This window comes from Myroides sp. C4067, assembly GCF_038039665.1.
Taxonomy (GTDB): domain Bacteria; phylum Bacteroidota; class Bacteroidia; order Flavobacteriales; family Flavobacteriaceae; genus Flavobacterium; species Flavobacterium odoratimimum.
The window spans coordinates 1-10,788 of record NZ_JBBPHJ010000048.1 but is presented as its reverse complement, the minus strand read 5'-3'; the positions used below and the strand labels follow the sequence as shown (position 1 = coordinate 10,788).

Genomic DNA, 10,788 nt, shown 5'->3' with positions numbered 1-10,788 from the left:
ACCAATCTAATGACCATTGCGTAGTCATGCCTATCCTCTCGGCCACAGAACCTTTAATACTATCAATGTATCTTACCTTTTCTTCAGTTTTTCAATTACACTTAATACTCCTTCTGTTATGAAAATCAATTCTTCCTCAGTCAACTCCGTATGTATAGGTAATGACAATACCCTAGAAGTCAAATACATTGTATTAGGCAAATTATACTCTCTATCTTTTAATGTTTTAAACATCTCTTGTTCATGACAAGGCACAGGATAATATATCATACTAGGAATGCCTAACTTTGCTAGTTCTTCATGTACCTCATCTCTATTCACCCCTTCTAGAATCATCGTATATTGATGAAAAACATGGTGACTATAATCTGGTACATAAGGAGTAATGATATTAGAACTAGCCTTAAAAGTTTGGTTATAATAAGCAGCTGCTTCTCTCCTTTTATTGCAGTAGTCATCCAAATATTTTAATTTCACATTTAAAACTGCTGCTTGAATAGAGTCTAAACGACTATTCACTCCTACTATTTCATGATAATAACGTCTCTCCGAACCATGATTACAAATCTTACGCATAGTATGAGCTAATGAATCATCATTAGTCATAATCACTCCACCATCGCCATAAGCACCTAAGTTCTTAGAAGGAAAAAAAGAAATACAACTGATTGTTCCCATTGTTCCTGTTTTATAAGAAGTACTTCCTTGTTTATAACTTCCTCCTATACTCTGAGCGTTATCCTCTATCACTGCAAGATTATACTTATCTGCTATTGGCATAATCTCTCCCATATTAGAACATTGACCATACAGATGAACAGGTATAATAGCTTTCGTTCTCTCAGTTATCGCTGCCTCCAGGCTCTCTTTATTAATAGTAAATGTATCTTTATCTACATCTACGAATACTGGTGTTAATCCTAATAGAGCAACTACTTCTACCGTTGCAACAAAAGTAAAGGATGGAGTTATCACTTCATCACCTGGCTTCAAGCCTAATGCCATCAAGGCGATCTGTAATGCATCTGTACCATTAGCACACGGGATCACATGCTTCACACCTGTATAGGTTGCTAGATTATCTGTAAACTCCTTCACAGCTGGTCCATTGATAAAGGTACTCGTTCTAATCACTTGCTCAATTCCCTTATCTATTTCTTCCTTTATTTTTTCATATTGACGTTGTAAGTCAACCATTTGTATAGCACTCATTGTTTATCCTCTTGCAGCTCCAATCCAATTAAAATTCTATCATTTCAATTGCTATTCTAAGCCTTATTCTGTGATACAAATGTATATTGATAATAACACACCTACCTAGTCCAGTTTTTACAAATACTCCCTATAATCTATCTCTTGGTTTCTATAGATTTTTGAACTAGATTGATTTGGGGTGAGTCCGTACTGTGTCCGTTATGAGTCCGTAGTGAGTCCGTTATTCTAAACAAAACAACGGACTAAATACTGATTCATCTCTTTACCCATTCACTCTTATACAAAACAATACTTGTGTGAAATATTAACTACACAGAATCATCTAACAACTACTATTTACTTCATCTACCTAGCCTAAAGATCAATATTTAGACATTATAACACTTTACCTTACCTACTTCCTTACATAAAAACCTGATTTGATTACAATTCTTCAAAGTTTAATTACACTCCACCTTCTTCTAAAGGGATAAAAACAAATCTTTGTCTTGTTAATTCTAAATCTATAGTGATGACTACTACAAATAATATAAGTTCTATTTGGGTGAATAATCGGCGCAAAAGAAGCCTACTGGATTTCCTTATGTTCTGGAAAAAAAGACCTTGTCCACATGTCAAACTCCCTACTCCCCTACACCTTATAGAGTCGTGTAAAGGATTAGTATTAAACAACCTGAAAGTCAAGTCTATTCTATTTTCAACAGATATTGCCTTAATAGAAAATAACGATGCAGATGCTATTCTTGCAGTGTACCCATTTGCTCCCTCACAGAATATTATTAAAACCTTAATTGAGTTTTCTAAGAAACCTGTTATTTGTGGAATAGGTGGAGGTATTACCCAAGGGGACTTTGCCATTACCATGGCTAAAAAAGCAGAAGCTTTAGGCGCCGCTGCAGTCATAGTCAATCAACCGTTTAAAAATGAAGATATCGCTGAAGTAAAGAAGCATATCAATATTCCTATTATATCTAGCGTATCAACCCTTAATTTTGATTTTAAATCACGTATAGAAGCAGGGGTAAGCTGTTTTAATGTGACAGGTGGAGCAGATACTCTAAAAATAGTAGATTATATTAAAACAAACTACCCTAATATAGCTGTAATCTCTACTGGAGGTAAAACAAATGAATCACTTCAAAATATAGCACAAAAAAAGGTAAATGCTATCATTCTTACTCCTCCATCTAATGGAGAACTATTTCGCTCTATTATGGATGGTTATAGAGAACAGTGATTATTGTGATAAATGAAGTACATAAACCTGTTCGCCATCTTTTACTACACCTGTATTCACAAAGCCACAAGAGGTATACAGTTGGATCGCTCTCAGATTACTCTCATCTAATCCGAGATAAAGCTTTTGTATATCCTCTCTAAGTCGCATTTGTTCTAAAAAGGCTCCAAACGCTTTCTTCCCATATCCCTTACCTTGATGTTGGTAATCAATCATAAATCGCATAATCCAATAATTGTCTTGGTCACGATCATAAGGTCCTGACATAATAAAACCGATTAATTCTTCATCGCTATAAATAGCCTGTGGCTCTAAATTAGGATAAAACTTAGACTCTGCTATAGATACTGCATTGCCACAGATATACTCCTCATCAAAAGTAGGTTTACCATCTTGATTAGTCGTTAGCAGACCTACTTCATAGTAGTTATCTGCTGTTACTTCTCTTAATGTAATTCGCATATATATAGTCTTCTATATTGTAATTATTCCTTCACTAAAGATAACAGCACAACTCTTAATAATCACTTTATCTTCTGTCAACTCTACTTCCATACTACCAGTTCTTTCAGAACACTGAAATGCTTTCAGTACCTTTTTGTCTAATCTGATGTACCAATACGGTGCTAAAAAACTCTGAACAGCCCCAGTCACTGGATCTTCATCTGTACCTGACCAAGGCCAAAAATATCTATACTCATAATCATATCCCTCTATACAAGAGCTCGCAGTGACTACCACTCCATTAATCCCAGTATCAATATTTCTTAATCTATTAAAATCAGGAGACAAGGCTGCTAGTTCTACACCATCTTGTATCTCTACCATGACGATATTATGTTCTTTATTATATCCACAGCTCAACACCTCTTTTATACCTAGTGCATCCACTATCTCTTTTGATAAAGTCGTGTTCTCTACCTCTAGAAGCGGAAATGACATTTCTATATTCACTCCTTGCTTGTACACTTCTACTGTATAGCCTGAGTGTGTATTAAATATAATCTTATGTAACTGCTCTTCTCCACTAAAAAGTGCTTTGGCAGAAGCCATAGTAGCGTGTCCACACAGTGGAATCTCCATCTTAGGAGAGAAGTAACGAATGCTATACTTATTATCTGTAAGAGGCATCACAAATGCCGTCTCTGAAAAACCAAATTCTTTAGCGATAAGGATCATTTTTTCCTCAGAAATAGGTTGTTCTAATAAACATACTCCAGCTTGGTTTCCTTTAAAAAGTTCTGTTGTAAATGCGTCTACTATAAATGATTTTATTTTCATGAATATTGTACTTTCGATAATTAACTAAGAATGAGCCAATAGAGATATAGTCCTCTCTAAGCCTCCTTTCTCCAATAACGCTCATTATGCAACGAAAGTATAAAGTTTCTATTATTCTATATACTAAAAGCTACTGAGTCAACTAAAAAGCTGATTCAATAAGCTTATTGAGTACCTCAAAAAGTCAAAAGTCAAGCATAGATAACAGGAATAGTCTTGTTATAGAAACAAAGTTCGTTAACCTCAACTCTTTCTATACTCATTAGGTATCTGTCCAATATAGCGCGTAAAATACCTACAGAACAAGGATGCATCTGCAAACTCTAGCTGATCACGTGTTTAACAGACAGAAAAGTGGTGTTTAAATACTCTTTAGCTTTGTTTATAACTGCAAAACCTATCCATGACTTAACTGACTCACCCGTTCTCTTCTTGATTAGTGAACTTAGATGCTGTAGTGTTAAGTGTAGATGTGTGGCATAAAAAGAAACATTGCGTTCTACCACTCCATATTCATCGAGAAGTTCAAAGAAACAATCCATAATATCATTAACTCTATTCTTCTGTAAGTTTTCTTTTAAAGTCATAGAATAATACGACTTTGACACTACTGTAATCAAGGAGTAAATAAGGTACTGTAGCATCTGTTCTAACAAATAAGTCTTAGGTAGACTATACTGTTTTCTGATAAGTAGAGACAACTCTTCGATCAGTTCATTATCTTGTTTATTAGGATAAATAACAGGTGTATCTAAGACCTCTGTATTGTTCTTGATTAAATTACGACTTTACTATTGATAATTTGTACTTTGCTATCACTCTCTAATCTTTTTAAAGTACGAATAACTGTTTCTACTCTCAACCCGGTCAAATCTGCAATTTGTTGTCTAGTCAGATCAATGGTCAGTGGACGAGAAGTTTCTTCCACAGCTTGTTGATGAGACTTTAGATAGTTTAGCAGGGTCATAATACGATTATCAGGGTCTTGTGAAGCGATATCAGGTGCCATAATAGACTTATAGTATAAGCGTCTAGACAGGCTCTTATTCATAGCTAAAGACACCTCATTATTTTGTCTCATCATTTCATAAAAATCACCTTTGGGCAATTGAATAATCTTCGCATTGCTCACGGCTATTGCATTGGCAGGATAACGCTCTTCTATAAATAGAGGTGGCTCTCCGAAGCTCTGTCCAGATGTAAAAATATTCTGTATAAACTCTCTCCCATCAGCACTAAAGTTATTCATCTTTACCTTGCCTGACACAACTTGATAATAATGACTAGGGTAATTCCCTTCTTGAAAGATAATTTCATTCTTCTTCACTTCTCTTATTTCAGCTCCATATTGCGTTAACAATTCTATCGTAATCATATTGCCTTTTAAATATCTACCTTATATACTTATATTGATATCCAAAGCTACTAATAAACTATAGATGCAAACGCTAAAAAAAAGCGAAAATACACTTAGTATTTTCGCTTAAAAAAATATAGACTTACATCCAATATTGTCAATTAACTATTTCGAGTTAAACAGATGCTGGTGTAAACTCTTCATAGAAGATCTGATCTGCACTGATATTTAGAGCTTTTAAATCACGAAGTTGCTTCTCTAAGAAAGGATGTGGTCCACATAAATAGTAATCTGCTTCATTCGTAAACTCATATCCCTTAATCGTAGATAAATCAACAACTCCTTGATAAGTTTCTATATCTTCAGCCACCTGATCTAGACTGTCATAAAAGAAGATTGGCTTCACCTGAGAACAGTTATTCGTAATATAGCTTAGTTTATTTCTAAATGCCTGTACCTCTTGATTTCTACACCCGTGAATCCACACAATATTGTGATTTACCACTCCACTTAATTCTAATGCCTCTAGCATCGATAATAAAGGCGTCTGCCCTATTCCTCCACTGATAAACACTTTATCTCTCTGGTTTTCCTGTAGTACAAAATTTCCTGATGGAGAACTAATTTCTACTGTATCTCCTTCATTAATATGGTCATGCAGATGATTACTGATCATACCATTCATATCAATCTCTTTACCTAGTTCGCGTTTGATAGATATTCTATAGTACTCGTTATTAGGAGCACATGATATAGAATATTGTCTGATCTGCTCTAGGCCTATTCGTTCTAGAAAGACTTTAATACTAATATATTGTCCTGGTTGATGCTGTACAACAGCACTTCCATCAGCTGGTACCAAATAAAAAGAAGTAATCTCTCCAGACTCTACTACCTTACTCTTCACAGTAAATGCTTTCCACCCTATCCAGTTATTCGCTTCATTCTCCTTAGCTTGATAAATCTTATGTTCGTGTCCTATCATGATATCTGCTAATTGTTGATAAGCCACTGCCCAGGCTTGTACGATATCCTCTGTCGCTGCCTCACCTAGTACCTCTTTTATAGACACTAGTAGATGAGTTCCTACTATTTCATACTGTTCTGGCTGTATTGATAAGCTGGCGTGCTTATGCCCTATTAGATCAACTACAGGCATTAATCGCTCTGGCTGTGAAATATTTTCTGCATAGCCAAGTACTGCCATCGCTAAAGCCATCTGTTGTTTGCCAGCACGTTGATTCCCCATATTAAATACATTCTTTAATTCTGGGTGATATTCGAACATTCTCAAGTAAAAATGTTTTGTTAGTTCTAATCCCTTCTCTCTTAGCAAAGGTACTGTTGCCAAGATTAATTGTTTTTGCTCACCTGTTAACATGTCTTCGTTGTTTTATAATGTTACAGCCAAATATAGAAGCTTACCTACTACGCATTTTATGACTGCAGTCATAAGAAATAGAGTTTATTCTTTCTCCGTTTATAAAATCAGCAATTTTTAAGGAGTATAACCATATATATTTATTCCGTTATCTAAAATCTCAATAAATCAATATCCCTACGACAGCTGTAACAAAAAGAATAAGGATAGGATGTATCTTAAACCTGATAGAACAGATAAGAGCCAGAATAAACAAGCCTATACTGTAATAATCAGAGAAGCTCTCTCGATCTATTAGTGATACAGCTGCTAGGGCAATCAAAGCTATACTCAATGGCTTAATCCCCATTAAGGCATATGAAAAATACTTATTAGATCGAAACTTTAAATAGAAATATGAAATCAAACAAATCATCATAAAAGAAGGTAGACAAAGGGCAATAGTAGCAATGACAGACCCGAGTATAGCTACCATAGGAGAATATCCCGCACCATGTAATGCACTATAACCAACATAAGTAGCCGAATTAATCCCTATAGGACCAGGTGTCATCTGAGAAACTGCTATAAGGTCTGTAAACTCTCCTCTACTGATCCACTGATTCTTCTCTACAACTTCTTCTTGAATAAGAGACAGCATAGCATATCCTCCACCAAACCCAAAAGTACCGATTTTTATGAATACCCAAAACAATTTTAAAAATATCATATCTTATGCTTTACTTTTTTCTCTTATACTATGATATACAATTCCTCCTACACATCCCCCTATTACAATCCAAATTGGAGACACACCTAATCCCCACATCATGCCTAGAGCTACTAAGGGAAATATCAACGTCTTTGCTGTCATATTATTAGCCTTAATAGCAGTATAACACGGTGCCGCGATGAGAGCTACTACTACAGGTCTGAGGGCTTTAAACGCCTTTATCACATAAACATTTTCTTGAAATCGACTAAAAAAAACTGCTATGAGAAGTATAATAGTAAAGGGAGCTAATATAGTGCCTAGTGCTGCGACTACTCCCCCTTTTACCCCGTTAATCTTAAACCCCACTAAGGCGGCTATATTGGTAGCAAACACACCAGGAAGAGACTCAGTTATAGCTAGAAGTTCATAAAACTCGTCCTGAGTTAACCAATCGCGAGAAACTATTTCTTTTTCGATTAATGGAATCACAGCATACCCCCCACCAATGGTAAAAAGTCCTATTTTAGTAAAGAGATAAAATAATTTGAAAAGCATGATTAAGAAGTTTTTTAATACAAAACAAAGCTTACAATATACAAAATCTCTCTTTTTTCACCTAATAAAACAGTTCTAAATCCCTTCCAAAAACCACTTCATTTAAGCAACAATTCCTTTTTATTACCTTAAAAATCGAATAACAACATCCCTTCTAATCCTGTGTATAAAGTGTAAAAAACACAACATAAAAGCCGTTCATCAAAATAATATTACAGTTTACAGCATTTTTAAGCATATTGCTAAAATTTGACATTTCTTATTTTGAAATTTTTTGTAATTTGCCGACAAACAAAAGAACACATGAAAAGACAATTCTATTATATACTATTTTTTATTCTATTAAGTGTTGGCACCTATGCCCAAAAGCTTGAGTTATATACCAATGATGGTAAAGAAGAATACCTAGGTTGTCTAAACTGTGATGCCAAAGAGGCTAACTCTATATGGAATACCTACGGAACGTATGGAAACTTATACAGCCAAAAGTCTATCTGGAATAAATATGGTATCTATGGAGACCAGACTAGTAGCTATTCTCCCTGGAATATACATGCGGATAAACCTCCTATCGTAAAGAAAGACGGGATTACATATGGATACTTCAGCACCAATAAGCACTTCGTAGGCAAACGCGTAGAAGTAGAGCTAACCAAGATGCTCTATGAATACTACCTAGACTTAAAAGAAGACCCTTCCAAATGGACAAAGGCTAAAGAAGTAGTGAAAGCTAAAGAAGTACAAACACAAAATGAAATTACCAAGAAATAAAAAAAAGCGATGGAGATCTCCATCGCTTTTTTGCTTTAAATCACCTCTTATATCTTATAATTCTCTTTCACGTAAAAACTAAATATTAATAGAAACAAACAAAGTACCTTCTAACACAATTAATCAAACAAATATTTACCTCCTGATAACCTTGACGTAACAACAACTTAATATATTAACTTTTAAACATGTAGGCACTGACTGTATATTTATATATATCCATCTGATATACTATATTTTATATAATAATTTAAGTTAATACATGTTTACTATGGTTAAAAAATTATTCCTCCTGTTGTGTACTCTATTATGTGTTTTTTCACAACGTTCTTATAGTAATATCTATTCGAAATCTGATAATTCCTCCTCCCATATCTCCCAAACAAATAACTCTAACTACAAATATTATAACTTCGTTTTTAAAGAAAAAACTGTAACCTATACAGGAGAGACATTTTATCATGAACCAACTAATGTTCCTCATAATGTAACGGTGAAGTATGATAAAAATGGCTTCGTTAATGCTGGTTCATATATTGTAAAAGCTTACTTTTACAATGAAAACAATATTTTAATTACAACAAAATCCGCTAGGCTTAATATTGACAAAGCTAGAATTACAGGTGTTACTTTACGAAAAAAAGAAGTTGTATATGATGGTTCTAAACATTCTCTTGAAATAAGTGGAGAATTACCTGAAGGAGTCACTGCTACTTATCAAAATAACTCTCATACCAATGCAGGAGTGTATAAAATGAGCGTTCGACTAGCAGGAAAAAATCACATTACTAGTACTCGTTCTAACACCCTTACTATACTCCCAATAGATATATCGAGTAAATATACCTTAACTAGTCAGATGTTTGTTTATGATGGACAATCAAAGTCTATTTTCCTAAATCAAAAACTACCTTCTGGTCTTTATATATCTTATAAAGGTAATAATCAATCAGAAATAGGCTCCCACTTAGTGACTGCTACAATAACAGGTAGTAAAAATTACACACCAATTCCTCTAGAACTAAAAGCTACTATAACAATTACTAAAGAGGAAGTATCAGAAGAGCTTCCTGGTATAGAAAATATTACTTTTGAAAACCTTACCACTCCATACACTGGATCAATTATATCTATATTAGCTAATAATCTACCTGATAATGTTATTGTAAAATACAGTAAAAATGACTATCGAGAAGTTGGTCATTATCAAATAAAGGCTTCTTTCTATTTTAAAAACATTCTCCTTGGTACCAAAACAGCTTTTCTTACAATCGAAAAGGCTAGAATTACAGGAGTTACCTTTAATAAAACATCTGTTTTATATAATGGAGAACCTCATACTCTATTACTAAAAGGAGATTTACCTAATGGAGTGACTGCTATTTACTCTAATAACAAACACACTAATGCTGGTACTTACAAAGCAACAGTAAAACTTACAGGAGAAAATTATATTACAAGTACTAGAACAAACACTTTAACAATATTGCCTATTGACTTAACTCAAACTATTGAATTTAAAAGTCAAACTTTTAAATATGATGGGATTGTTAGGTTCTTAAAAATCACCTCTCCTTTACCTAAAGAACTAAAAGTATCCTATAAAAATAATGGACAGAATGCTATAGGAAACCATCAAATAGAAGCTACTATTACTGGTAGTGATAACTACACACCAATGCCATATAGAGTATCTGCAACTTTATCAATTACTAAAGCACAAGAAGAATTACCATCTCTTGATAGTGTAATATTTGAACACAAAACAGAAACGTACACTGGAGAAATAATTACTATAGAAGCTACTAATTTACCAAATAACGTAAGAGTCTCTTATGATAAGAACCAATATATTGACTCAGGTGTTTATCAAGTAGTAGCTTCTTTCTACTTCAAAGATATCTTACTAGGAACTAAGTCTGCTACACTGATTATCGAAAAAGCTCGTATCACAGGAGTCAAGTTTAATAAGAAAGAAATAACCTATGATGGTAAAGAACACGATTTATTACTAGAAGGGGAATTGCCTTTAGGCGTAACTGCTACTTATAAAAATAATAAGGCTACTAATGCAGGTATCTATAAAGCTTCTGTAAAACTAGAAGGAGACAACTACATCACAAGCACTAGATCAAACGAGTTAATCATATTACCTGCTGATATCACTCAATTAGTAGAACTAAAAAGTGAGTCGTTTATATATGACGGTAAACCGAAGTCACTTACTATATCAGGGGAAGTCCCTCAAGAACTAACGCTTACTTATCAAAACAACAAACATACAGAAATAGGCAATT

11 protein-coding genes are annotated in these 10,788 nt (G+C 34.1%); 3 read left to right on the top strand and 8 right to left on the bottom strand.

Annotation, left to right across the window (positions count from 1 at the left end):
* Window positions 1–72: 72 nt before the first annotated feature.
* Window positions 73–1,197: a DegT/DnrJ/EryC1/StrS family aminotransferase gene (locus AABL87_RS17450; RefSeq protein WP_006259252.1), complete on the bottom strand. Its 1,125-nt coding sequence runs from the start codon at window positions 1,195–1,197 to the stop codon at window positions 73–75.
* 601 nt (window positions 1,198–1,798) lie between these two features.
* Between AABL87_RS17450 and AABL87_RS17445 the strand changes: the two genes are divergently transcribed.
* On the top strand, window positions 1,799–2,452 hold the full coding sequence (locus AABL87_RS17445) for a hypothetical protein (RefSeq protein ID WP_230486145.1): 654 nt from the start codon (window positions 1,799–1,801) through the stop codon (window positions 2,450–2,452).
* On the opposite strand, the gene AABL87_RS17440 is transcribed toward AABL87_RS17445, so the two are convergent.
* The 7 genes from AABL87_RS17440 to AABL87_RS17410 all read right to left on the bottom strand — a co-directional run bounded on the left by AABL87_RS17440 (window position 2,453) and on the right by AABL87_RS17410 (window position 7,720).
* Window positions 2,453–2,914 carry a GNAT family N-acetyltransferase gene (locus AABL87_RS17440; RefSeq protein WP_006259254.1) on the bottom strand — a complete coding sequence of 154 codons (462 nt, stop codon included), beginning with the start codon at window positions 2,912–2,914 and terminating at the stop codon, window positions 2,453–2,455.
* Between the two features lie 12 nt (window positions 2,915–2,926).
* Window positions 2,927–3,733, bottom strand: a complete 807-nt coding sequence (locus AABL87_RS17435) for a PhzF family phenazine biosynthesis protein (protein WP_006265079.1) — start codon at window positions 3,731–3,733, stop codon at window positions 2,927–2,929.
* A gap of 323 nt (window positions 3,734–4,056) precedes the next feature.
* Window positions 4,057–4,320, bottom strand: coding sequence for a helix-turn-helix domain-containing protein (locus tag AABL87_RS17430; protein ID WP_006259256.1), 264 nt, complete (start codon window positions 4,318–4,320; stop codon window positions 4,057–4,059).
* Between the two features lie 188 nt (window positions 4,321–4,508).
* Window positions 4,509–5,108 carry a Crp/Fnr family transcriptional regulator gene (locus AABL87_RS17425; protein WP_006259257.1) on the bottom strand — a complete coding sequence of 200 codons (600 nt, stop codon included), beginning with the start codon at window positions 5,106–5,108 and terminating at the stop codon, window positions 4,509–4,511.
* A 157-nt stretch (window positions 5,109–5,265) separates the two neighbouring features.
* Window positions 5,266–6,471 (bottom strand): NO-inducible flavohemoprotein, encoded by a 1,206-nt coding sequence (gene hmpA, locus AABL87_RS17420; RefSeq protein WP_341277678.1) that lies wholly within the window; start codon window positions 6,469–6,471, stop codon window positions 5,266–5,268.
* Window positions 6,472–6,631: 160 nt separating this feature from the next.
* Window positions 6,632–7,180 (bottom strand): chromate transporter, encoded by a 549-nt coding sequence (locus tag AABL87_RS17415; RefSeq protein ID WP_006259263.1) that lies wholly within the window; start codon window positions 7,178–7,180, stop codon window positions 6,632–6,634.
* Between the two features lie 3 nt (window positions 7,181–7,183).
* Complete coding sequence (locus AABL87_RS17410) at window positions 7,184–7,720, bottom strand: chromate transporter (RefSeq protein ID WP_006263287.1); 537 nt, start codon at window positions 7,718–7,720, stop codon at window positions 7,184–7,186.
* A 303-nt stretch (window positions 7,721–8,023) separates the two neighbouring features.
* Between AABL87_RS17410 and AABL87_RS17405 the strand changes: the two genes are divergently transcribed.
* Both AABL87_RS17405 and AABL87_RS17400 read left to right on the top strand, forming a co-directional pair.
* A complete protein-coding gene (locus tag AABL87_RS17405; RefSeq protein WP_006265077.1) occupies window positions 8,024–8,491 on the top strand; it encodes a hypothetical protein in 468 nt (155 codons plus the stop codon).
* Between the two features lie 271 nt (window positions 8,492–8,762).
* Window positions 8,763–10,788, top strand: a 2,026-nt coding sequence (locus tag AABL87_RS17400) for a hypothetical protein (RefSeq protein WP_341277677.1), incomplete at its 3' end; no start/stop codon positions are given.